At 66.4% G+C, this 21756-nt stretch carries 22 protein-coding genes; 9 read left to right on the forward strand and 13 right to left on the reverse strand.

Features of this window, described 5'->3' with window-relative positions; all coding sequences use genetic code 11:
* The first annotated feature begins 179 nt into the window (after window positions 1–179).
* Together CA982_RS03590 and CA982_RS03595 are read left to right on the forward strand one after the other, a co-directional pair.
* Window positions 180–1349 carry a phosphotransferase family protein gene (locus CA982_RS03590; RefSeq protein WP_158097792.1) on the forward strand — a complete coding sequence of 390 codons (1170 nt, stop codon included), beginning with the start codon at window positions 180–182 and terminating at the stop codon, window positions 1347–1349.
* Window positions 1346–1933, forward strand: a complete 588-nt coding sequence (locus CA982_RS03595) for a hypothetical protein (RefSeq protein ID WP_086533984.1) — start codon at window positions 1346–1348, stop codon at window positions 1931–1933. The genes CA982_RS03590 and CA982_RS03595 overlap by 4 nt, the downstream gene beginning before the upstream one ends.
* On the opposite strand, the gene CA982_RS03600 is transcribed toward CA982_RS03595, so the two are convergent.
* The 7 genes from CA982_RS03600 to CA982_RS03630 all read right to left on the reverse strand — a co-directional run bounded on the left by CA982_RS03600 (window position 1871) and on the right by CA982_RS03630 (window position 7593).
* Window positions 1871–3031: a PucR family transcriptional regulator gene (locus CA982_RS03600; protein WP_425269029.1), complete on the reverse strand. Its 1161-nt coding sequence runs from the start codon at window positions 3029–3031 to the stop codon at window positions 1871–1873. The genes CA982_RS03595 and CA982_RS03600 overlap by 63 nt on opposite strands.
* 259 nt (window positions 3032–3290) lie before the next feature.
* On the reverse strand, window positions 3291–4094 hold the full coding sequence (locus tag CA982_RS03605) for a tyrosine-protein phosphatase (protein WP_086533986.1): 804 nt from the start codon (window positions 4092–4094) through the stop codon (window positions 3291–3293).
* Entirely contained in the window at window positions 4091–4345 is a 255-nt protein-coding gene (locus CA982_RS03610; RefSeq protein WP_086533987.1) for a hypothetical protein, read from the reverse strand. Before CA982_RS03610 ends, CA982_RS03605 begins: the two co-directional genes overlap by 4 nt.
* A gap of 92 nt (window positions 4346–4437) precedes the next feature.
* Window positions 4438–4629 carry a ferredoxin gene (locus CA982_RS03615; protein ID WP_086533988.1) on the reverse strand — a complete coding sequence of 64 codons (192 nt, stop codon included), beginning with the start codon at window positions 4627–4629 and terminating at the stop codon, window positions 4438–4440.
* Window positions 4630–4632: 3 nt separating this feature from the next.
* Window positions 4633–5829: a cytochrome P450 gene (locus CA982_RS03620; protein ID WP_086533989.1), complete on the reverse strand. Its 1197-nt coding sequence runs from the start codon at window positions 5827–5829 to the stop codon at window positions 4633–4635.
* Window positions 5830–5842: 13 nt separating this feature from the next.
* Window positions 5843–7162 (reverse strand): hypothetical protein, encoded by a 1320-nt coding sequence (locus tag CA982_RS03625; RefSeq protein WP_086533990.1) that lies wholly within the window; start codon window positions 7160–7162, stop codon window positions 5843–5845.
* 14 nt (window positions 7163–7176) lie between these two features.
* On the reverse strand, window positions 7177–7593 hold the full coding sequence (locus tag CA982_RS03630) for a PEP-utilizing enzyme (RefSeq protein ID WP_086533991.1): 417 nt from the start codon (window positions 7591–7593) through the stop codon (window positions 7177–7179).
* A gap of 289 nt (window positions 7594–7882) precedes the next feature.
* On the opposite strand from CA982_RS03630, the gene CA982_RS03635 reads away from it, so the two are divergent.
* The 5 genes from CA982_RS03635 (at window position 7883) to CA982_RS03655 (ending at window position 14001) form a co-directional block, all read left to right on the forward strand.
* Complete coding sequence (locus CA982_RS03635) at window positions 7883–9484, forward strand: pyruvate, phosphate dikinase (protein WP_244176112.1); 1602 nt, start codon at window positions 7883–7885, stop codon at window positions 9482–9484.
* On the forward strand, window positions 9481–10710 hold the full coding sequence (locus tag CA982_RS03640; protein WP_086533992.1) for an NAD(P)/FAD-dependent oxidoreductase: 1230 nt from the start codon (window positions 9481–9483) through the stop codon (window positions 10708–10710). Before CA982_RS03635 ends, CA982_RS03640 begins: the two co-directional genes overlap by 4 nt.
* 24 nt (window positions 10711–10734) lie before the next feature.
* Complete coding sequence (locus CA982_RS03645; RefSeq protein ID WP_086533993.1) at window positions 10735–12168, forward strand: aldehyde dehydrogenase; 1434 nt, start codon at window positions 10735–10737, stop codon at window positions 12166–12168.
* A gap of 23 nt (window positions 12169–12191) precedes the next feature.
* Window positions 12192–13274 (forward strand): Zn-dependent alcohol dehydrogenase, encoded by a 1083-nt coding sequence (locus tag CA982_RS03650; RefSeq protein WP_086533994.1) that lies wholly within the window; start codon window positions 12192–12194, stop codon window positions 13272–13274.
* 133 nt (window positions 13275–13407) lie between these two features.
* On the forward strand, window positions 13408–14001 hold the full coding sequence (locus CA982_RS03655) for a hypothetical protein (RefSeq protein ID WP_086533995.1): 594 nt from the start codon (window positions 13408–13410) through the stop codon (window positions 13999–14001).
* A 105-nt stretch (window positions 14002–14106) separates the two neighbouring features.
* Here the strand turns inward: CA982_RS03655 and CA982_RS03660 are convergent, their stop codons facing one another.
* From CA982_RS03660 to CA982_RS03685, 6 genes are all read right to left on the reverse strand, one after another.
* Window positions 14107–15084: a quinone oxidoreductase family protein gene (locus CA982_RS03660; protein WP_086534141.1), complete on the reverse strand. Its 978-nt coding sequence runs from the start codon at window positions 15082–15084 to the stop codon at window positions 14107–14109.
* Between the two features lie 32 nt (window positions 15085–15116).
* Window positions 15117–16004 carry an HpcH/HpaI aldolase/citrate lyase family protein gene (locus CA982_RS03665; RefSeq protein ID WP_086533996.1) on the reverse strand — a complete coding sequence of 296 codons (888 nt, stop codon included), beginning with the start codon at window positions 16002–16004 and terminating at the stop codon, window positions 15117–15119.
* Window positions 16001–16453, reverse strand: a complete 453-nt coding sequence (locus CA982_RS03670) for a MaoC family dehydratase (RefSeq protein WP_086533997.1) — start codon at window positions 16451–16453, stop codon at window positions 16001–16003. The genes CA982_RS03665 and CA982_RS03670 overlap by 4 nt, the downstream gene beginning before the upstream one ends.
* Window positions 16454–16559: 106 nt before the next feature.
* Window positions 16560–16955 (reverse strand): PPOX class F420-dependent oxidoreductase, encoded by a 396-nt coding sequence (locus tag CA982_RS03675; protein ID WP_086533998.1) that lies wholly within the window; start codon window positions 16953–16955, stop codon window positions 16560–16562.
* On the reverse strand, window positions 16952–17698 hold the full coding sequence (locus tag CA982_RS03680; RefSeq protein ID WP_086533999.1) for a maleate cis-trans isomerase family protein: 747 nt from the start codon (window positions 17696–17698) through the stop codon (window positions 16952–16954). Before CA982_RS03680 ends, CA982_RS03675 begins: the two co-directional genes overlap by 4 nt.
* A gap of 29 nt (window positions 17699–17727) precedes the next feature.
* A complete protein-coding gene (locus CA982_RS03685; protein WP_086534000.1) occupies window positions 17728–18333 on the reverse strand; it encodes a DNA-3-methyladenine glycosylase I in 606 nt (201 codons plus the stop codon).
* A gap of 254 nt (window positions 18334–18587) precedes the next feature.
* Between CA982_RS03685 and sigK the strand changes: the two genes are divergently transcribed.
* Together sigK and CA982_RS03695 are read left to right on the forward strand one after the other, a co-directional pair.
* Window positions 18588–19142: an ECF RNA polymerase sigma factor SigK gene (sigK, locus tag CA982_RS03690; protein ID WP_086534001.1), complete on the forward strand. Its 555-nt coding sequence runs from the start codon at window positions 18588–18590 to the stop codon at window positions 19140–19142.
* A 326-nt stretch (window positions 19143–19468) separates the two neighbouring features.
* Entirely contained in the window at window positions 19469–21706 is a 2238-nt protein-coding gene (locus CA982_RS03695; protein WP_086534002.1) for an NADP-dependent isocitrate dehydrogenase, read from the forward strand.
* Window positions 21707–21756: the final 50 nt, after the last annotated feature.

Below are 21756 nucleotides of genomic sequence, written 5' to 3' on the forward strand. Positions count from 1 at the left end.
TGGTCTGGACACCTGCACGGTGCGGGCGCACGGTCGCCATGACCGTCGTCTGCCGGAACAAGGAGCACATGATGGCAATCCAGGTGTCCGCCACGTCTTCCGTGGCCGACGATCCCCCCTCGACCACACGGCCTTCGGCGCGCGAGGCACGCCCCAGGACCTCTCCGCTGACGGACGACATGGAACCGTCGATCGCCGCGATGCTCGATCGCAAACGGGCGACCATCCAGGATTGGGGCGACTACCACCCGGTCGGAGTCGACGCGGTCCGCCTCGGGCTCAACCGCTTCCTCGCGGACCGCGGCAGTGAAAGTTGGGACAGCGACACCACCGATCACACCTCCCCTCGCGACCACGCCACCGTACGCGCCGTACGTCCACTGGGCGGCGGGGCGTCCAACGAGCAGTACATCGTCGAACTCGAGCGCCCGGACGGACCCCGGGAGCGCGTGGTCCTCCGGATCGACGCGGTGGCGGGCGTGATGGAGACTGATCGCCAGCGCGAGTTCGATGTGTTGACCTTCCTCTCATCCAGGTTCCCGGTCCCCAGCCCGCGGTGGGTCGAACCGCGGGGCGAGGTCCTCGGGCGTCCCTTCCTGGCAACGGGTTTTGTCGACGGGGTCACCGCACCGTCGCAGGACGCCGGTGAGAGCGTCTCCGGAATGCAGACAACCCTGTCCGGCGAGCTGCGCGATGACCTCGCCGACCAGTTCGTCCGCAATCTCGTCCTCCTGCACAGCCTTCCGGTCGATGACGCCGCGGTCGGGACGCTGCAGGTTCCCGACCGCGATCCGTACCAGGCCGCACGCTGGCAGGTGAACTGGTGGTCACGTGTGTGGCGGGACGACTCGGTCATCCCCTTCCCACTGGTTGCGGGCATCCAGGCCTGGCTCCGTTCACACCTCCCGCGACAACGGCGCCTGGCTCTCGTGCACGGCGACTATCGGACCGGAAACTACCTGTTCGACGAGGACACTCATCGCGTAACCGCCGTTCTCGATTGGGAACTCGCGCACATCGGGGATCCCCACGAGGACCTCGCCTGGTGTGTCCAACGCATGTACAGCACTGTCGGCGAGAACGGCGAGCGGCTCGTGACCGGTCTGATGACCCGTGAGGATCTGATCGCCCGATACGAGCATCTCTCCGGTCATCCCGTCGACTCCGAGACGCTGCACTTCTACGAGGTGTTGTGTGCCTTCAAGAGTCTGGTGGCGACATTGGCGTCGTCCGTGCGGGCGGCGCGGGATCGCCAGAGCCACCAGGACGTGCTGCTCGCGTGGCTGGCCTCCTGCGGCTACCTGTTCGCGGCAGACATCATCACCATGATCGAGAGAGGTCCCCGATGAATCCTTCCATCCATCTCCGTATCGATTCGGTCATCCGGGCACTGCAGGAGGTCGTCCTGCCCGCGGTCCACGCCGACGACCGAGCAGTCGAACAACTGCAGATGTCACTTGCGCATCTCGGCGTGGTCCGGGCGCACATCGACGCCGCGGTGCCGTTCGAGCGCTTCGAGCTGAACGGTTACGAGCAACTCGCCGTCACCCTTCTCGAGGCCGCAGGACGGGACCGCGTCGCGCCCGACCCGCAAGTCGATGACGCCCGCCGTGAACTCGCCGACATTCTTCGTGCGCACCACACGCTCGACCCCGCCGGCGTCCGCGAACGCAGCGCCGAACTGGGATGGGCCATCGAGAAGATCGTCGCGGCGTCAGCCGACCACGAAGACGACGACTTCCGAAGCGCTGTGATGGCGGAACTGTTGCGGTCCGAGCGCTTACGCGTCGATGCGAACCGGGCGATGTTCCTCGGTATGGGCTGGGAGCCGGGAGACGACCTGCCCGACATCGCCTCGATCGTGGGGACCTCAGCCGAGGGGATCACGGTCGACGGACTCGACGTCGTGGCGCAACCGGTCGAGGCGCAGTAGTCCGCGGGCGCGCGGATCCCACAGCGGATGTGCACGATTGCGGAGGGCGATGATCGCGAGCGCGGTGTGTACGGACAGCTGTGCGAACGGGTCGTTGAGGACGTCGAGGCCGGTTTGCTTGCGCACTCGGGCCAGGCGTTGCCTCACGGTGTTCTCGTGGACAGAAAGCGCTGCAGCGGTCCGTCGTACGTTGTGTCCGTCTCGGGAGAACTGAGCCAGGGTCGTCATCAGCGTCTCCATGTCGCTGTCGGACTTCTCGGTCCACAGCGGCCCGAAGACGTGCTCGACATACCGGCGGATCGCCGCGATGTTCCCGTTCGCGACCAGGATGCGCGCGGGCCCGAGGTCCCGCACGCTCAGAATTCGCGTGTGCTCGGCAGTGAATCTGTCGAGGCACGCGACCACCTCCAGAGCTTCCTCGTAACCGTCGCTGATGGCCGCGGCGGAGACGACGCCCGAGACCCCGCACTGGACTCCATCGGGAGGCAGCGTCGCACTCAACGCGCGACACACGTCCTCGATCAGACGGGAGTCGTCCACGCGCTCGGACACACCCGCATCGACGATGAGTGCGGGGCCGCGAGCCGTACGGGCACCGAAGATCTGACCGTCGACCAGTCGCCCGAGTTCGGCGATCAGCGCGTCGATGTCACCGAAGCCGGCGGAGAGGACCGAGTCGTCCATGGCCACGACGATGCACGTGCTCTCTGCCCGAATGCCGATCCGGGTGGCATGGTCGACCGGGTCACGATCGACCCCGGAGCGTCGCAGGAGGCGCTCGACGAGACCACGTTGGATCTCGGCCGCGGACCGGCGGATGGCGCGATGTAGCGTGCGGTGCCGAGCCAGGTAGGTCCGCCCGCGGTCAAGGAGACACCGGTCGTATCCACCGATATTCCGCGCGCCCTCCGCGAGCATCAGCCAGTCGGTGATCTCACCGGATTCGGCGTCGTGGACGGGCGTCAACAGGCACCGACGAGCGACCCCGGCCCGGGTGCGGGCGATACCCAACCGAACCGGGGCTGTGCGGTCTGCGAACTCCGCACACAGCGCACGTATGTCGGGAGTCTCGCACTGCGGCAACTCCACCGAGCACATCACCGGTTGACCCGCAGGATCGAAGAGCCACAGGGCGCGGTCGGTGAGTGCCGAGATGGCGGCGAACAGTTCAGCGAAGTCGCACCCGGACCCCAGGCTCTCGGCGAGTCGGACCTCGATGTCGTACCGGCGCTGCAGGCGGGCGTATCGATCGGCCAGGGACACCTGCGTGTCCCTGTCCGCCCCGTGCGCGGGTCCAGTCGTGGTCACCGGCTTCATCTCCTGCCCGACTCGTGTGTGTCGAGACCTACCACCGCCCTCAGTCGGTGAGCAGCGCCCGCCTCAAGTCCTCGACGATCTCATCGTCGACCCCGGCTCGCTTCGCGAGATAGCCTCGTACCCCGCCGTATTCGGCGTCAAGGTGTGCCAGTAGCGCCCTCATCGACTCGGGTGGTGACTCGAACAGCACCCGAGCGATCTCGGGATCGCGGTCCTTCGCCACGAACAGGTGGGCGTAGGTGTCGATCCGGTTGGGGCGCAGGATGCCGGTCAGCGCGAAGTCGGCGACCACGTCGTCATCGGCGACGTCGAGAGCCCCCAGCAGAAGAGCGATCAGCACTCCGGTACGGTCCTTTCCGGCCGCGCAGTGAACGAGCGCCGGCAACCGAGTGGCGTCGGCAAGAACCCGGATCGCCTGTCCCAGAGCCTCACCGCGACGCTCGACGAGTCCGATGTAGAACCGCGTCATGTCCTCGATCTCGAAGCGCTTCATGTCGCCACCGAGAAGCATGCGCATGTAGTTGGTGTCGGCACCCTCGCCACCTTCGGCGATCGGGATCTCCACGAGGGCGGCCCCCGACACGTCCGCCCACGCTGTCGGTGCGCGCACCATCTCGTCATCGGCGCGTAGGTCGATCACGGTGGAGAGAGCCAGGTTTCGGTAGTCCTCGGCAGCGGTCTCGTCATAGATGGCGTAGGAGTTGCTGCCGCCCGGCATGACCAGGGCCTCTGACCGGAAGACCCGATTCGTCGCGATCGATCGCCCCTCACGGGTTCGATACCCGCCGATATCACGCAGATTCGAGGTCCCCGGGATTCGGAGTCGCCGGGCGGTGTCGGTCATCGGGCGTGCGCGTCCGCGGCGATCCCGGCCTTGCGGACGCAGTAGGCAATCAGCTTGTCGACGTCGTGGGCGACGACCAACGAAGGGTCCACACGCAGACTGTGGACGAGGCGCGAGTAGAACACCGAGGGGCTGACGCCGAAGGTCGTGAAGATCTCGTCATCTCCCCCGCCGAACGGCGCCCATTGCTCGAGGTACCGCGCCATCTCCCGTGCAACGTCATTTCGGGTGTCGTGCAGTGCATTCGTCATGTCATCCCCACTAGCGATGGTGGTGTTCTGCCCAGTGTAACCAGTGATCCGCTATTTGGACAGACCAAATAGCGGATCGCTGGGAATGTCCATCAGTCCTCGATCTGCAGCGCCCGGACCGGGCAGCGCCGGACGGCCTGTTCGACCGCCTTGCGCTGGTCCTCGCCCGGCGTGTCGTCCAGAACCTCGAGATCGCCATCGTCGTCGATGGTGAAGACATCGGGCGCCGCATACTCGCACTGACCATGACCTTCACAGAGATCCCAATCAACGAGAACCTTCATCGCCTACTCCTTCTCGACACGCACGTTCAACCGCTTGAACGCGTGGAATTGATTCGTGTGCAACCGATCCGGTGACGACAGCGGACGGATTCGCAAGCCACGGTCCAGCAGCTTCGTCAGGAACGCGATCGCTTCCGCGCGCGCGAGGTGCGATCCCATGCACGCGTGTATGCCCCAGCCGAAACCGACATGCTCGTTGTCCTCCCGATCGATCCGGACCGAGTCGGGGTCGGCGAACACCGCCGGATCGCGGTTCGCCGCCTGAAACCAGCAGACCACCTTGTCGCCGGCCTTGATCGTCTTGTCACCCCACACCACATCCGTCGTCGCGGTGCGCCGCATGGCACGGATCGGCGTGATGTAGCGCAGCATCTCCTCGATCGCGGGTCGCAGCAGCGAACGATCCTCGACGAGCCTGTCCCACTGATCGGGGAACTCGTCGAACGCCAGCACCATCCCTGTCAACAGATTGCGGGTGGTCTCGTTTCCGGCACCCACGAGAACGAAGTAGTACGCCGCCAGGTCATCCCAGGGAAGCGGCTCACCGTCCAGTTCGGCCTGCACCAGCTTGGACACGATGTCGTTCCGCGGATCGCGCCGCCGTTGCTCGCTCAATTCCTTGAAATAGGCGAACATCTCGGTGCGCGCTCGCTCCTTCTCGTCCGGCCGCACCATGTACTCCGGGTCGTCGGAGACGACACGGTTCGTCCAGTCGAGGAGCAGGCCGCAGTCCTCCAGTGGGACTCCCAGGACCTGCCCGAGCGCCTGGATGGGGAGCAGCGCCGACGCTGAGTGCACGAACTCGACCTCACCCCGGGCCTCGATGTCGTCCAGGATGGCATCGACCGCGCGGTCGATGACGTCCTGCCACTCCTTGATCTTGACCGCACGAAGGTGGGGCGCCGCGAGCTTGCGCAGTTTGCCGTGACGCGGCGGATCGGTGTTGTGGACGGTGCTGGTACCGCCCTCGACCTTCCGGCTGAGGATCTGGGTTCCCTCGCCGTTGATGAAGGTCGCGGGATCGTTGACGACGCGGATGACGTCCGCGTACCGGGTGACCGACCAGAACCCGGGCCCGTCGGCCTCGTCGTTCCAGTGCAGCGGTTCGTGCTCGCGGAGATGGGCGAGCATGGCATTCTCGGAGCCGTCGATGAACGGCTCGAGGTCCATCAGGTCGATGGACTGCTGTTCGACAGTCATTCGGTCCTCACCGTCAGTTCGAGGAAACATGGGGAAAGCCGTTACCGAAGAGAAGTACCGGCGTGAGTATTTCGGCCGCGCGGGGACTCGTGAGCGTCGGCCACGCCGCCTCGGCGCTCGGATGCATCTCGTCGAAGCCCTCGGCCACGAACTTGTCCCAGAGGCCGACACGCGACGCATGCGGAAGCAGGAACTCGCGCGTGTAGACCATCACGCCATCGCGGATCTTCTCCTCGGTCGACTTCTTCGCGAGGGTCTTGTACATCTCCAGGGTGCCCTTCTGGCACCGGGTGGAGATCCGTTCCATCTCGGTTGCGTCGAGCACCCGGATCTCTCCCATCGGAGTCGTCATGGTGTCCCGCGCGAAAACCACTCCGCTCTCGAGGAACTCGAGATAGTTCGACGGCTTGGTGAAGGTGGTCTGGATCTCGTTCACGGTCGCTGAGACCTTGTCTGCGGAGAACACCATCACCTGCGTGACGCAGTAGGGAAGATCGTCGGCGACGCCCGCCCACGGGTAGGCGGTCTCGTTCAGGAAGTGGTCCCGGACGATGGCGAACTTGTTGTCGGGCAGCGGATATGGCCCGGTGTCGGCCATCCCGGCACGGCAGTCGTAGTGGAGCATGAAGCCGAAGAGCTCCGTGCGGGCGTTGAACTGCCGGAACGCCTGGAGCGCGGCGGGGTCGTCGAGCGGCCGCGCCTGGCCGACGAGGGAGTGCAGTACGTCCTCGGCGAGGACGGCGACGTCGTACTGCCGACCCGAGACGAAACCCGGTCCGTCGCCCCAGGTTCCGTGCTGCAGGCGGCGACCGAACTGGATGAGCGTCTCGACGTCCTCACGGCGGCTCTCCGGGGTGTCCTGCTCGAGCTCGATCCCTATCCCGCGGCCGAGGATCGGGCACACCGATGCGGCCCAGTTCCTCGTCACGTTGATCTTCGTGCCGACTTCGCGGCTCGAGGTCTTGGCCAGTTCCAGGATTCCGTCGATCCCGACCTCGTCGGTGAGCATCCGGATGAACTTCGGGTAGTTGTTCCACTGCTGGACGAACGAGACGGTCTCGTATTCCTGGCGTGGGATCAAGCCGGATTCGCCTTCGGAGGCACGACCGAGGATGAAGTCCCAGAGGTTCCACGCCGCGTAGTCGAGCCAGCTGTTGATCTGCTCGTCCTCGAGTGCGGTCAGCCGGACGTCCGTCGAGGTCGTGTCCATGAACGGGAGTTCGACCCGGGAACGCATCTGTCGATCACCCTCGATGCCCTGCGGCACCTCGGCCTTGAACGCCCGCAGGAACGGCGTCGGGTCGAACGCTGCCTCGGGCTCTGTCGTCGACATGGCTGCTCCTCGCCTCAGGCTGTTTCGTCGACCAGGAAGACGAGCCCGGTGTCGCCCGAGGTGTCGAGCCGGACCGTGACCCCGTCCGCCGGGATCGTCTCGTCACGTGCGGTCTTGACGCCCTCGGAGAACTGAGTGGACATCACGCACGGGATACCGAACTCGCGCGAGAGGATGCCGAGGTGACTCTCCGGCGCGCCCTGCAGGGTGATGAGCCCCGCGACCCCGGCCATGAGCGCCGGCGACATGAACGTCGTCGTCCCGCCCCGCGAGATCACCACGGTCGACTCGACATCCGGCCCGTCGATGAAGTCCAGGACCTCCTCCGGCGAGTCCAGGAACCGGATCTTGCCGGTGGCGCCGGTCGCGGAGGTGAAGGCCTTGATGCCGGTTCCGATCTGCTTGCCGGTCACGGTGTCGCTGCTGGTCATTCTCGTTCCTCCTGCTATCGAGGCTTGACGCCAATTGTCAGACCAATTCAGGTGATCATGTAGCGGACGTCACAATGGCGTCAACCCTGTTCGGCGGGACCCGACGACTTTCCCCCTTTCGGGGTAGGCGCCGACGCCACGTCGAGCCAAGCGAGCCCGTCATCCGGCAGTGCCATCCCCCGAAAGGGGGAAGTGTGCCTGTCGTCACTCTCCAGCCTTTCGGCGAGGACCCGTGGCGCGCTAAGTTACCGCCACCCCGTAAACGGTCTGACCAAACCAGATGGAGGCGATGGTGACTGGTGTCTACCCCTTCGACCATGCCCATGAAGTGCCCGCCCGCGACCTCGGCCACCTCCTCGGCGGGAAAGGCGCCGGACTGGCGGAGATGACGGCTGCGCTCGGATTCAACGTGCCCCCGGGATTCACAATCGCGGTCCCGGTATGTCGTCAGTACCTCGCCAACGGTTGGCCCGCCGAGCTGGACACCGAGCTGACCACCCACATCGATCGGCTCGGCGAGCTGATGGGACGCCACCTGGGCGACCCTGCCGACCCGCTCCTGGTCGCCGTCCGAAGCGGCGCCCCCGTCTCGATGCCGGGCATGCTCGACACTGTCCTGAACCTCGGCATCAACGACGAGACAGTGGTCGGCCTGGCGCGATGCTCGGCTGACGATCACTTCGCCTGGGACAGCTACCGACGATTCCTCGAGATGTTCGCCGGCACGGTGATGGGCGTCGGACACGAAGCGCTGACCGAAACCCCCGCGGGGGCAACCACCGAACAATTGAAGACGCACGTCGCCCTGTTGAAAGACGAGATCCAGGCAGCGGCTGGACGTCCGGTCCCGAGCGACCCGGCCCAGCAGCTACGCGAGGCGATCGAAGCCGTGTTCCGTTCGTGGGGATCCGATCGGGCTCGCGCCTACCGCAGGCACGAGGGGATCGACGAGGACATGGGCACCGGCTGCAACGTGCAGGCGATGGTCTTCGGCAACCGTGGCACCGACTCCGGAACCGGGGTCGTCTTCACACGCGACCCGTCCACCGGCGCGGCCACGCCGTTCGGCGACTACCTACCGTGTGCTCAGGGTGAGGACGTGGTTGCCGGCAACTCGCGGACCAAGCCGCTGGTCTTCCTGTCCGAGCACCAGCCCGATGCCTACGACGAGCTCATCACCGCGCTACGCAAGCTCGAGCTGCACTACCGCGACATCTGCGACGTGGAGTTCACGGTCGAGAACGGGAAACTCTGGCTGCTCCAGACCCGTATCGGCAAGCGCGGGGCGGTCGCCGCCACGCGGATCGCGGTCGATCTCGCCGACGACCCGGAGATCGCGCTCAGTCCCGCCGAGGTGCTCGCCCGAGTGCCAGAATCCCTCCGCGCCCGCGCGCGCGCCGAAGTAGCCGCCCAGGCGCACCACCCCGAGGAGGGGGTCACGCTGCTGACCGCGGGACTCGGCGCATCTCCCGGACGGGTCTCCGGGCGGGTCGTGCTGACCGCGGACGACGCGATGTGCGCCGACGACGAGGTCATCCTCGTTCGCACCACCACGAGTCCCGAGGATGTTGCGGGCATGTCGGCGTCGGTGGGAATCCTCACCACGCGTGGCGGACTGGTCAGCCACGCCGCCGTCGTGGCCCGCGGATGGGGTGTCCCGGCGGTCGTCGGGGCCGACGCGCTCACGATCTCCGGTGACGAGGTGCGCTCCGAAGACGGACTCGTCGTGCGCGCCGGCGAGGTGATCACCATCGACGGCACCGCGGGGTGCGTCTGGATCGGCACCGTGTCCGGCTCGTCGCAGGCGGCCGAAACCGCTGTCGCGGAGCGTCTGCCACAGCTCCTTCGTATCGAGGGCTGGGCACGCGAACGGGAGGTGTCCCCCGCATGAGCGCCGCGGCTCCCGAACATGTCGTCGTCGTCGGCGCCTCCCTCGCCGGTCTCCGTGCGGTGCAGACGGCCCGAGAGGTCGGGTTCACCGGCAGACTCACCCTGATCGGCGACGAGATCCACCTGCCCTACGATCGACCCCCGCTGTCGAAGGAATACCTCGCGGCCGGACCATTGACCACCGCGCACGAATTCCCGGGCACCGCGGATCTCACCGAGGTGCTGGCCATCGACCTCAAGATCAACACTTGTGCAACGGGTCTCGATCCGATGAGCCGTGAGGTCCACACGAGGGATGGCAGCATCGGCTTCGATTCCCTGCTGATCGCCACCGGCGTCCGTGCCCGACGGCTCCCGGGAACCGAGCACCTGGCAGGCGTACACGTCCTGCGCGACCTGGACGACGCACACGCCATCCGGAACGGATTGGACGCCGGCGCTCGCGTGGTCATCATCGGCGCGGGCTTCATCGGCGCAGAGGTCGCCTCGGCTGCGGTGAAACGCGGTCTGGAACCGATCATTCTCGAGGCCGCACCCACGCCGCTGGTGCGGGCGGTCGGTGAGGCCGGCGGCACCGGCCTGGCGAGACTGCACGCGCGCCACGGGGTGGACCTCCGGTGTGGGGTCGCTGTCTCCGAACTGCTCGGAGACGAGCGGGTCGAGGCCGTGCGGCTCGCGGACGGTACCGAGATCCCGGCCGACCTGGTCGTCGTCGGCATCGGCGCCGACCCAGCGACGGACTGGCTGACCGATTCCGGACTCCGGCTCGACAACGGGGTGGTGTGCGACGAGACGCTTCGCGCCCACGAGAAGGTCTGGGCGGCAGGAGATGTGGCACGGTGGACCAACCCTTTGTTCGACTCGCCGATGCGACTCGAGCACTGGACGAACGCGGGCGAACAGGCGGTCCATGCCATGGAGAATCTCCTGGCCCCGGCGGACGCCACCCCATATCAACACGTGCCGTACTTCTGGTCGGATTGGTACGGACATCGGATCCAGTTCGCCGGGCTGCCCGTCGGCGAACCCCACATCGTCAGCGGTGATTGGGATTCCGACGAAGTCGTCGCGCTGTACCGCGACGGAGATCGGTTGATCGGAGCCCTCGCCGTGAACCGCCGAGGCGACATCATGAAGTACCGGGTGCAGATCTCTCGACGCGGAAGCTGTTACGCAGCAATGGCTTTCGCCGCAAAACGCAACGCCGCGGCCGCGACGAGCGCCTGACATCCAGACGGAGGAGTTGAGAACGTGCACGTTCATGACGATGTTTTCATCGGTGGTCGTTGGGTTCGGTCCGCTTCGTCCGCCCGCATCGAGGTCCTCAACCCGGCCACCGAAGAGGCGTGGGCATCGGTCCCCGACGGGGACGAGCACGACATCGATCAGGCGGTCCGGGCCGCCCGGAGCGCTTTCCCCGCCTGGTCTGCCACCAGCCCGGCCGACCGGGCTGCCGTGCTGCATCGGCTGGCCGACGAGCTCGACGCCCGTGCGGCCGCGATGTCGCGGATCATCACCACCGAGAACGGCACCCCGATCGCGGAGAGTGGCGCCGCGCCCGGTCACAGCGCTGCCCACCTGCGATTGACCGCCGACCTTGCTGGTCTCCTCGACTCCGTCGACGACCGACCGAATCCGATGGCACCGGGACACACGGTCGTACGTCGGGTCCCGGTCGGCGTCGCCGGGCTGATCACGCCCTGGAACTTCCCCCTGGGCCTGATCATCATCAAACTCGGACCGGCCTTGCTTGCCGGCTGCACCGTGGTGATCAAACCGGCCCCGGAGACACCCATGGCCATGCGCGCACTCATGGATGCGGTCGCGGCAGCCGGTGTTCCGGACGGCGTCGTCAATCTCGTCACCGGCGCCACCGACGCGGGCACGGCGCTGGTGGGTCATCCTGACGTCGACAAGATCTCGTTCACCGGGTCGACGAACGTCGGCCGCATCATTGCTCGCACATGCGGCGAGCGCCTGCGACCGGTGACCCTCGAACTCGGCGGCAAGTCACCGGCGATCGTCCTCGACGACTTCGACCGAGAGATGTTCACCCGCAACCTGTTGCGAGTGTCGATGCGCAACACCGGCCAGACCTGCAAGGCGTGTACCCGTCTGCTGGTTCCCGCACACCGGCACGACGAGATCGCGACCCTGGCCGGCGAGATCGTGTCCGCCGCCCCCATGGGCGACCCCTTCGACCCGGCCACGTTCTTCGGCCCCGTGGTGTCGGCCCGCCAGCGCGACCGCGTCGCCGGCTATCTGAACGCCGGACACGCCGAGGGCGCCACATCGGTGACCGGCGGCGACGTCTCCACCCGCTTCGACCGGGGCTTCTACATCGAGCCCACTGTCTTCTCCCATGTCACCCCGCAGATGACGATCGCGCGCGAAGAGATCTTCGGCCCGGTCCTGTCGGTGATTCCCTACCACGACATCGACGACGCCGTGGCGATCGCCAACGACTCGCCGTATGGATTGGCCGCCACGGTGTTCGGGACCGACGAAACACGGGCGACAGCGGTCGCCGAGCGTCTCGCCACCGGAAACGTCGGCATCAACCACTACGGGTCGAACGCGGCCGCCCCGTTCGGTGGTCACAAGGACAGCGGGTTGGGTACCGAATTCGCCGCCGAGGGCCTGGACGCATATCTCCAATTCACCTCGATCCACTACCAATCCTGAACTTACCGAGAAAGAGAGACGCCATGAGAGCAGCGGTCATGTGGGGCCCGGGCAAGCCCTTCGAGGTCCAGGAGATCGAGGTCGCCGATCCCGCCCCTGGCCAGGTCGCGGTCGACCTCCACAGCTGCGGGGTGTGTGCATCGGATCTCTCCCTGACGACCGCGTTCGGGCAGCCCACCCCCGTCGTACTCGGGCACGAGGGCTCCGGGATCGTGACAGCGGTAGGCGATGGGGTCGACTCGGTCGAGGTGGGCACTCATGTTGTGCTCGTCTGGGTTCCGCCGTGCGGCAAGTGTGCGCCGTGTCGCCGCGGCGACGACTATTTGTGCGCCAACCGACGCTCGTCGGCGGACAAACGTGCGGGCAAGGGCGCGGCCTGGGCGTCTCCGCTCAGCGTCGGCGGCACCGAGATCCATCAGGGCATGGCCACCTCCACTTTTGCCCAGCGGACCGTCGTACCGGCGAACGCCGTCGTCCGCATCGACGATGACGTACCGTTCCCCGTCGCCGCGATGATGGGTTGCGCCGTTCCGACCGGCGTGGGCGCCGCGCTCCGCAGCGCCCACGTCCAACCGGGTGACAACGTTGCCGTGATCGGTTGTGGTGCAGTAGGACTCAACGCTGTCATGGGAGCTGTGGTCGCCGGCGCGGCGCGTGTGATCGCCATCGACCCGATGCCGGAGCGGCAGGCTCTGGCGAAGGAGGTGGGGGCCACCGAGGGGATCGACCCCGGCCAACTCGACGGGCTCAGCGGCCTCGACGTGGTCATCGACGCCGTCGGCGCCCCGGCAACGGTGAGCAGCGCATGGAAGGCGGTGCGTCGTGGCGGCACCGTGACCGTGGTGGGTGCCGGGCGCCCACATCAGGTCGTGGAGATCAACGCCTACGAACTCTTCCACGACGACAAGAAGCTCACCGGGAGTTTTCACGGCGGCATCAGTATGCACCGGGACCTGCCCATGCTCGTGGGGCTGTGGCGCACCGGCCGCCTGCCGGTGGAGAAGCTGATCACCACCACGGCGGATCTGTCCGAGATCAACGAGGCGGTCGACGCTCAGCAGAGCGGCCGGGCACTACGGGTCGTGTTGAGGCCACAGCCCCGATGAACTCGAGTCTGCTGATCGTCCCGGCGTACACATCGCCTCACCACACGGACGACGTCGGCGAGCGTGCTCCGTTCACCCACTCCCCGACTGACCACCACCGAACATCGACGTGCACATCCGGAGAGGAAACTCCATGAGTTACACCGAGAAGGACGAGTTCGAGGTCCTGCACGGACTTCGCATCAAGGGCATGACGCAGCCCGAGGAGGTCGCCGAGTCGACCGGTCTCGACAAGGGGCTCGTCACCGAGATCCTCGACGGAGCTGTGGAGTGCGAGCGCGCCCGCCATCGAACCGGCGGAAAGGTGCAGGGTTACATGCTCACCGCCGCCGGCCGTGAGCGCCATCAAGCGCTGCGCACAGCCGGCGTTCCTGAGAGTCTCACCGAGCTCACGGCCGCCTACGTGGCATTTCTCGGTCCCAACCGTGGTTTCAAGGCACTCACCACCAAGTGGCAGACGGAGGCGGACGGAGACACCTCAGTGGTACTGCCCGACCTGAGAGCCCTGAACGCCGACGTCGGCGAGGTCGTGGACCTGGCAGCCGAGTCGCTCCCTCGGATGACGACGTACAAAACCCGGTTCGCAAGGGCGCTGGGCGCTTTCGAGACCGGTGACGCGGCGGCGCTCGCTCGACCGATGTCGGGCTCCTACCACGACGTGTGGATGGAACTTCACGAAGATCTCATCCAGGTCCTGGGCCGGGAACGCACCGACGCCGACGAGTGACCGCCGACGGCGTCCATCCCTGATCGGTAGATCGGTGGGTGGACGCCGTCGGTGCCGCGTGGATGTCCACCGTGATCGCCCCTTCTCCCGCACGGGGTGTTCCGATCAGGGCAACAGGATGATCTTGCCGAACGACTCGCCGGCTTCCATTGCACGATGCGCCGCTGCCGCCTCCGAGAGCGGAAATGCGCGAGCGATGGGTGGCGGTCGCACCCCGCGCTCGACGACGAGATCGAGCAGTCCGCGAAAGTCCTGGGGTCCGCCCATGGTCGTACCGAGAAGGCTGAACTGACCGAAGTAGAAGCCGCGCACGTCCATTCGGGCCTCTTCTGCGACGTTCGCACCGAGCACGACCACTCGGCCTCCTGGCCGAAGTGCCTCGACAGATCGTTCCCACAGGCCAACGGGATCCAGCACCACATCGAATCCGCGACCGTCGGGCGAGAGTCGCTTCGCCTGCGCAGGCCAGTCGTCATCGCTGTGGAGCACTCCGGATTCGGCACCGGCCTGCTGGGCCAGCCCGATCTTGGACGGGGTCGAGCCCGCCACGACCACGTGCGCGCCCACGGCCACCGCAATGTGTACGGCCATCGTCGCAACACCTCCGCCGGCACCCACGATCAGCAGCGACTCTCCGTCTGTCAGACCAGCGCGCGTGACCAGCGCCCGGAAGCACGTCACCCCCACCAGGGGCAGGGCGGCTGCCTGCTCCCATGAGTAGGACTCGGGTCTGGGCGCCAGACATTCCTCGGGAACGCTGACGCATTCGGCGTAGGTCCCCCGCGTCGTGTCGCCAAGGATCTCCCATTCGTCGCCGGGCGCCTGAGAACGGTCGCCCCAGAACAGCGATGGCAGAATGAGGACCTCCTCGCCGGTGTCGGTTCGGACACCGGCACCGTCGGCACCCGGAACGTGAGGGAGCGGCGAGTTGTAGCGTCCCCGCCGGACGAGGACGTCGTGCCAGTTCAGGGCGCTGGCCCGCAACTCGACATCGACCCAGCCCGGGCGTGCCCCGGGGGACTCGATTTCTTGGCACACGAGCGACTCGGGCCCGCCGAACCCGGTCATCACCGCGGCACGCATCGGCACCTCCAGCTCCGTGACACGACCAGTCCCTACGCGTCGGTCGCGGACTGCAGCGCCAGAACGCGCTGCGCTTGCTTCAGATGGGGCAGATCGAGCATCCGGCCATCGAGTGCCACGGCGCCGACACCTGCTGCGAAGGCCTCGACCACGCGGGTCGCGTACTCCACTTCGGCAGCGGTCGGCGTAAACGCTGCGTTGATGATGTCCACCTGCGCCGGGTGTATCGCGATCCGTCCGCTGAACCCTTCCGCACGAGCTCGACGCGACGACTCGGCGAGCCCCTCGCCATCCCGGATGTCGACGTACAGGGTTTCGACCGCCTCGACCTCGGCGGCCCGCGCACCCATCAGGGTCAAGGACCGAACGAGTTGATAGGTGTTCGCCCACTGACCATCCGGCGCCAGGTTCGTCGTCGCACCGAGTGCGGCACTCAGGTCCTCGGCCCCCCAGGTGAGCCCGTACAGCCGGGACAGTCCTGCATCCGCGAAGTCTCCCAACCGGAACGGCGCGATGGCCGTCTCCGTTGCTACCGGGAGCACCCGGATCGCCCCTGCGGCAATCCCGCTCGCCGATTCCAGGGCCTCTAGGTAGTGATGGACCCGGACAACATCGGACGGTCCGTCGATCTTCGGGATCACCAGGCCGGCCGGCATCGACGGCACGACCGCCGCGAGATCAGACAGAGCCAACCCGGAATCGAGCGGATTGATCCGAACCCACAGCTGCGGGGCTCCGCCTTCGGATGCGTGAGACCGGATGAACTCTGTAACCAATTCCCGGGCCAGGTCTTTCCGACTGCTGGTGACCGCGTCCTCGAGGTCGAGGATCACCGCGTCGGCAGTCGAATGGCCGACCTTCGAGAGCTTCTTCTCGCTGTCACCGGGTACGAACAGGAACGAACGGATCGGACGGCTCATGCCGGCTTCTTCCGCTGGAGACCACTCCGCTTGCAGGAGGCCACCAACTCGTCATTCTGGTTGAACGCCCGATGGAAGAACGTCACGATTCCCTGGTCGGGACGCGACTTCGAGTCCCGCAGTTCGATCACCTCGGTGACGACCCGAAGCGTGTCACCGTGAAAGACCGGCTTCGGGAAGCGCACCTCGTCCCACCCCAGGTTCGCGACGGCCGTCCCGAGTGTGGTGTCGCCCACCGAGATCCCCACCATCAGCCCGAGCGTGAACGCACTGTTCACGATCCGCTGACTGAAGGGGGTGCCCTTCATGTACTCCTCATCGAGATGGAGTAGCGCCGGATTGTGCGTCATCGCCGTGAACATCACATTGTCGGTCTCCGTGACCGTCCGCCGGATCGGATGATCAAATGTCTGCCCTACCGACAACTCGTCGAACCACACTCCGGCCACGTTTCAGTCCCTTCATCATCCCGCGAACTGTCTTATGGTAGGACCTTAAAACAGTCGGGTCAAACATCCGACGATAAGCGACGGGCCGCAGGCCGGCGTGCGGGTTTCACCCCGCAGGCGTGATGACGATCCCCACGCTGCCGTGCTTGCCGCGGCGGATCTTGCTGCCGAGGATGGTGATCTTGCCGAGGAGTCCGTACTTGCGGGCGATCGCGCGCTTCACGCGGTCGCTGCCGGCCTCGTCGAGGACCTCGGCGGTACCGCTGACGGGCGTGCCGAACGTCTTGTGACCCCGCACATCACAGGCCTGCACGACGACGCGGGGGTCGCGTCGCAGGCGCTTGACCTTCCACGAGTCGGCGACGGTCCACATGACGAGGCGGTCGCCGTCGAGCGCCGCCCACAGCGGTGAGGTCACCGCGGTGCCGTCCTTGCGGTAGGTCGTCAGGCTCACGTACTTGGCGGTGCCTGCTTCGCCGAATGCCGCCGCGCTCGAGGTCATGCGGCCATGCTACGGGCAAACAGCGTCTGCGCGTGGCCGCTCGATGAGCCCGCGGGCCCGGTGCTCTCACCGAGCACCCCGGCGTCGCAGAGTGTCGCCCAGGCGGTGACCTGATTCGCCGACAGGACCGGCTTGCCGAGCTCGGCTTCGAGGCCGGCGAGGATGTCGTAGGTCCAGAGGTTGGTGCAGGACACGAAGATCGCGTCGGCGTCGGGGTGGTCCGCGGCCCGGATGAGGTCCGCGGTCACGGGATATGGGATCGTCCAGATCTCGTGGTCACGACCGAGCCCCGCCTGCGCGACGACGCCCCGGCCGGATTCGGCGAGGAAGTCGCACAACAGTCCGGTGAGCGCGGCGGTGTACGGGGTCGCGACCGAGAGCGTACCGATGTCCAGCGCGTCGAGGGCACGGATCAGGGCCTCGGAGGTCGTCACCGCCCGGTCGGCGCCGGCCGCGAGCATGCAGTTCGAGATCTCGAGCGCCCCCGCCATCCCGTAGACGAAGCTTCCCGACGCGCAGGCATAGCCGAAGGAGCGGGGTCCGACAGACGACACGGCCCGCACCGCGGCGGCTATCTCGGCGTGATTGTTCAGATCGCGACACAGTTCGACGTCGACCGGTGCGTCGATGAACCCGGTGCGGGTGAAGTACAGCGACACCGAGTCCGGCATCCATCGCCACAGCTCACGATCGAGAGCCATGTCGAAAGGGCACACCATCCCGATGCCGATCTGGGCCGTCATGCAGGGATGATGACATATTGTCGGATTGTCTACAATCGCTGCGGATAGGCGGCGCGGAGTGCTGCGTCCACATCCGCCCGGATCACGCATCCGTAGGCGTGATCGTTGACCATTCCCGTCGCCTGCATGAGGGCGAACATCGTCGTCGGACCGACGAAGCGCCAGCCACGCTTCTTCAGGTCCTTCGACAGCGCGACCGACTCGGGCGAGGTCGTCATCGAGCCGGGCACATGCTCCCCGGCGGGGGCGTATCCCCAGAAATAGGACTCCAGCGAGCCGTGCTCGTCGATGAGCTCGACCGCTCGGCGCGCGTTGTTGATCGACGCCTCGATCTTGCCGCGGTGCCGAACGATGCCGGCATCGGCGAGCAACCGGGTGACGTCGGTATCGGCGAAGCGGGCCACCTGCTCGATGTCGAATCCGGCGAACGCGGCCCGGAAGTTCTCGCGCTTGGTCAGGATTGTCCGCCAGCTCAGCCCCGACTGGAAACCCTCGAGGCAGACGCGCTCGAACAGCGCCGTGTCGCCGGCGATCGGGAATCCCCACTCCGTGTCGTGGTAGGTGGTCTCCGGCTCACGCGCCGCCCACAGGCAGCGCGCCCGACCGTCGGCGATCGTTATGGTGTCGTCAGGCATGCCGCCCCTCTCGTCGCGAGGCAGGCTACTCCGCGATACCGACAGCCCTGTTCAACGCCGGTGTGCACCCCCTCGCGTCGTCGTTATCTCGCCGTTATCAAGTATTGCGAAACCATCCCGTTGTGTCTCGCGATGATCACTTCGCAGGGTCAGCCGCCTAGCGTTGGACACATCGCATCGCAGGACACCCCGGACGTCACCGCCGACCCGGACCCCGCGATCGTCACACATCACCTGCGGCTAGGAGCTTCGAGATGAAAGACACCGATCTGAGCGCCCTCCTCGCCCGGGTGGCAACCGGCGACATGGACGCCTTCGCCCAGTTCTACGACGCGACCTGCGATCGGGTGTACGGCATGACGCTGCGCGTGCTCCGCGACCCGGGCTACAGCGAAGAAGCGACACAGGAGACCTTCCTCGCGGTGTGGCGCAACGCCGATGCCTACGACCCGGCATCCGGTTCGGCACTCTCCTGGATTCTGACGCTCGCCCATCGTCGCGCCGTCGACCGTGTCCGCTCGGAGTCCGCCGCGACCCGACGCACCGTCGCCTACGGCATCGCCGACACCGGTCGGGAGGTCGACGAGGTCAGCGAGTCGGTGGAGCGACGCGAGATCGCCCGACTCATCCACACCGGCCTGGAGACCCTCACCCCGCTGCAGCGACAGGCCATCGAGCTCGCCTACTTCCACGGGCTCACCTACCGCGAGGTCGCCGAACATCTCGACGTGGCCCTGCCCACCGTCAAGTCCCGCATCCGCGACGGCCTGATCCGGTTGCGTCAGACCGTGCCCGGCCGCGCCGCCTGACACCGGCTCCGCCCCCGCGACCCACCCGTTCCACGACCCCGCTCGACGGCGACACAGCGCCGCCCGAGCGGGGTCGACTCATGTCGGCACCCCGGGGATTCACTGTGTCGTCGGCCACACAAATTTTGAGACACAGGCCAGGTCACAGCCGTTACCACCCCGAGTTCTGTCCGATTCCACCCACCACGTCTCCCGCCGTTCGCGGTGGACAGGCAAAATCATGGGTGGATGTCACACGAGTCCATCCCCGTCGTGATATCGGTAAAGCCGGACCCACAAGGCCGCACACTGAAGCGTCAACCAAGACAGAATCGAGAACACATCGCATGAGTGCCGAACAGCCGACCATCATCTATACGCTGACCGACGAGGCACCCATGCTCGCCACTCACGCGTTTCTGCCGGTGGTGCGCACGTTCGCCGGAGCGGCCGGGATCGCCGTCGAGACGAGTGACATCTCGGTCGCGGCTCGCATCCTCGCCGAGTTCTCCGACCTCCTGCCCGACGACCAGAAGGTCACCGACAATCTCGGTGAGCTCGGCAAGCTGACCCAGCGCTCCGACACGAACATCATCAAACTCCCGAACATCAGCGCGTCGGTCCCCCAGCTCCTCGCCGCCATCAAGGAACTGCAGGAGAAGGGATACGACCTCCCCGAGTTCCCGGGCAATCCGAAGAACGACGACGAGCGCGAGATTCGCGACCGGTACACCAAGTGCCTGGGCAGCGCGGTCAATCCCGTTCTGCGCGAGGGAAATTCGGACCGCCGCGCACCCCGGGCGGTCAAGGAGTACGCCCGGAAGCACCCGCACAGCATGGGCGAGTGGTCGATGGCGTCGCGCACCCACGTCGCCCACATGCGCGAAGGCGATTTCTACCACGGCGAGAAGTCGATGACCGTCTCCGGCGACCGAAAGGTCAAGATGGAGCTCCTCACCGACGCCGGCGAGACCCTCGTCCTCAAGCCCGAGGTGTCGCTGACCGACGGTGACGTCATCGACAGCATGTTCATGAGCAAGAAGGCGCTCATCGCGTTCTACGAGGAGCAGATCGAGGACGCCTACAAGACCGGCGTGATGTTCTCGCTGCACGTCAAGGCCACCATGATGCGGGTCTCGCACCCCATCGTCTTCGGGCACGCGGTGAAGGTCTTCTACCGCGAGGCGTTCGAGAAGCACGGCGAACTCTTCGACGAGCTCGGTGTCAACGTCAACAACGGCCTGTCGGACCTCTACAGCAAGATCGAGTCGCTGCCCAGCGCGCAGCGCGAGGAGATCATCGACGACCTGCACAAGTGCCACGAGCATCGTCCCGAGCTGGCCATGGTCGACTCGGCCCGCGGCATCACCAACTTCCACTCCCCCAGCGACGTCATCGTCGACGCCTCGATGCCGGCCATGATCCGCGCCGGCGGCAAGATGTACGGTGCCGACGGCCGTCTCAAGGACACCAAGGCCGTCAACCCGGAGTCGACCTTCTCCCGCATCTATCAGGAGATGATCAACTTCTGTAAGACCAACGGGCAGTTCGATCCCACCACGATGGGCACCGTGCCCAACGTCGGCCTGATGGCGCAGAAGGCCGAAGAGTACGGCTCCCACGACAAGACCTTCGAGGTCCCCGCGGGCGGAACCGCGAACATCACCGATCTCGAGACCGGTGAGGTCCTGCTGACCCAGACCGTCGAAGAGGGTGACATCTGGCGTCTGTGCATCGTCAAGGACGCCCCGATCCAGGACTGGATCAAGCTGGCTGTCAACCGATGCCGCGATTCCGGGATGCCGGTGCTGTTCTGGCTGGACCCGTACCGCCCGCACGAGAACGAGTTGATCAAGAAGGTCCACAAGTACCTGCCCGATCACGACACCGAGGGCCTCGACATCCAGATCATGTCGCAGGTACGCGCGATGCGATACACCCTCGAGCGCGTCGTCCGCGGCCTGGACACCATCTCGGCGACGGGCAACATCCTGCGCGACTACCTGACCGACCTGTTCCCGATCCTGGAGCTCGGCACCAGCGCCAAGATGCTGTCCATCGTCCCGCTGATGGCCGGCGGCGGACTCTACGAGACCGGCGCGGGCGGCTCGGCACCCAAGCACGTCAAGCAGCTCATCGAGGAGAACCACCTCCGGTGGGATTCGCTCGGCGAGTTCCTCGCGCTCGCGGTGAGCCTGGAGGACGTGGGCAAGAAGTTCGACGACAAGCGCGCCGTCATCCTGGCGAAGGCCCTCGACACCGCCACCGGCAAGCTGCTCGAGAACGACAAGGGACCGTCGCGCAAGACCGGCGAACTCGACAACCGCGGCAGCCAGTTCTACCTCGCGCTCTACTGGGCGCAGGAACTCGCGGCGCAGACCGAGGACTCCGATCTCGCGAAGCACTTCGCCTCGCTGGCCGAGACGCTCGCCGCCAACGAGGACAAGATCGTCGACGAGCTCAATTCGGTGCAGGGTGAGCAGGTCGACATCGGCGGTTACTACTACCCCGACTGGGACAAGACCGCCGCCGTCATGCGTCCGAGCACGACGTTCAACGACGCACTCGCGAGCGCGCAGCGCTGATGCGGAGGTCGGCGTGGGTCTCGGATGAGTCCCACGCCGAACCTGCCGAA

Origin of the sequence: Gordonia lacunae, assembly GCF_002149015.1 — a bacterium.
In the GTDB taxonomy this organism is placed as follows: Bacteria; Actinomycetota; Actinomycetes; order Mycobacteriales; family Mycobacteriaceae; genus Gordonia; species Gordonia lacunae.

What these genes read in the sequence shown, in the direction of transcription:
- CA982_RS03620 (WP_086533989.1), bottom strand. Translation starts at nt 5,829, where the DNA reads ATGACTGTCGAACAGCAGTCCATCGACCTGATGGACCTCGAGCCGTTC.
- CA982_RS03650 (WP_086533994.1), top strand. Translation starts at nt 12,192, where the DNA reads ATGAGAGCAGCGGTCATGTGGGGCCCGGGCAAGCCCTTCGAGGTCCAG.
- CA982_RS03660 (WP_086534141.1), bottom strand. Translation starts at nt 15,084, where the DNA reads ATGCGTGCCGCGGTGATGACCGGGTTCGGCGGGCCCGAGTCGCTCGTG.
- CA982_RS03635 (WP_244176112.1), top strand. Translation starts at nt 7,883, where the DNA reads ATGGTGACTGGTGTCTACCCCTTCGACCATGCCCATGAAGTGCCCGCC.
- CA982_RS03695 (WP_086534002.1), top strand. Translation starts at nt 19,469, where the DNA reads ATGAGTGCCGAACAGCCGACCATCATCTATACGCTGACCGACGAGGCA.
- CA982_RS03600 (WP_425269029.1), bottom strand. Translation starts at nt 3,031, where the DNA reads ATGTGCTCGGTGGAGTTGCCGCAGTGCGAGACTCCCGACATACGTGCG.
- CA982_RS03605 (WP_086533986.1), bottom strand. Translation starts at nt 4,094, where the DNA reads ATGACCGACACCGCCCGGCGACTCCGAATCCCGGGGACCTCGAATCTG.
- CA982_RS03680 (WP_086533999.1), bottom strand. Translation starts at nt 17,698, where the DNA reads ATGACGGCCCAGATCGGCATCGGGATGGTGTGCCCTTTCGACATGGCT.
- CA982_RS03610 (WP_086533987.1), bottom strand. Translation starts at nt 4,345, where the DNA reads ATGACGAATGCACTGCACGACACCCGAAATGACGTTGCACGGGAGATG.
- CA982_RS03685 (WP_086534000.1), bottom strand. Translation starts at nt 18,333, where the DNA reads ATGCCTGACGACACCATAACGATCGCCGACGGTCGGGCGCGCTGCCTG.
- CA982_RS03640 (WP_086533992.1), top strand. Translation starts at nt 9,481, where the DNA reads ATGAGCGCCGCGGCTCCCGAACATGTCGTCGTCGTCGGCGCCTCCCTC.
- CA982_RS03655 (WP_086533995.1), top strand. Translation starts at nt 13,408, where the DNA reads ATGAGTTACACCGAGAAGGACGAGTTCGAGGTCCTGCACGGACTTCGC.
- CA982_RS03595 (WP_086533984.1), top strand. Translation starts at nt 1,346, where the DNA reads ATGAATCCTTCCATCCATCTCCGTATCGATTCGGTCATCCGGGCACTG.
- CA982_RS03615 (WP_086533988.1), bottom strand. Translation starts at nt 4,629, where the DNA reads ATGAAGGTTCTCGTTGATTGGGATCTCTGTGAAGGTCATGGTCAGTGC.
- CA982_RS03675 (WP_086533998.1), bottom strand. Translation starts at nt 16,955, where the DNA reads ATGACCTCGAGCGCGGCGGCATTCGGCGAAGCAGGCACCGCCAAGTAC.
- CA982_RS03665 (WP_086533996.1), bottom strand. Translation starts at nt 16,004, where the DNA reads ATGAGCCGTCCGATCCGTTCGTTCCTGTTCGTACCCGGTGACAGCGAG.
- CA982_RS03630 (WP_086533991.1), bottom strand. Translation starts at nt 7,593, where the DNA reads ATGACCAGCAGCGACACCGTGACCGGCAAGCAGATCGGAACCGGCATC.
- CA982_RS03590 (WP_158097792.1), top strand. Translation starts at nt 180, where the DNA reads ATGGAACCGTCGATCGCCGCGATGCTCGATCGCAAACGGGCGACCATC.
- sigK (WP_086534001.1), top strand. Translation starts at nt 18,588, where the DNA reads ATGAAAGACACCGATCTGAGCGCCCTCCTCGCCCGGGTGGCAACCGGC.
- CA982_RS03625 (WP_086533990.1), bottom strand. Translation starts at nt 7,162, where the DNA reads ATGTCGACGACAGAGCCCGAGGCAGCGTTCGACCCGACGCCGTTCCTG.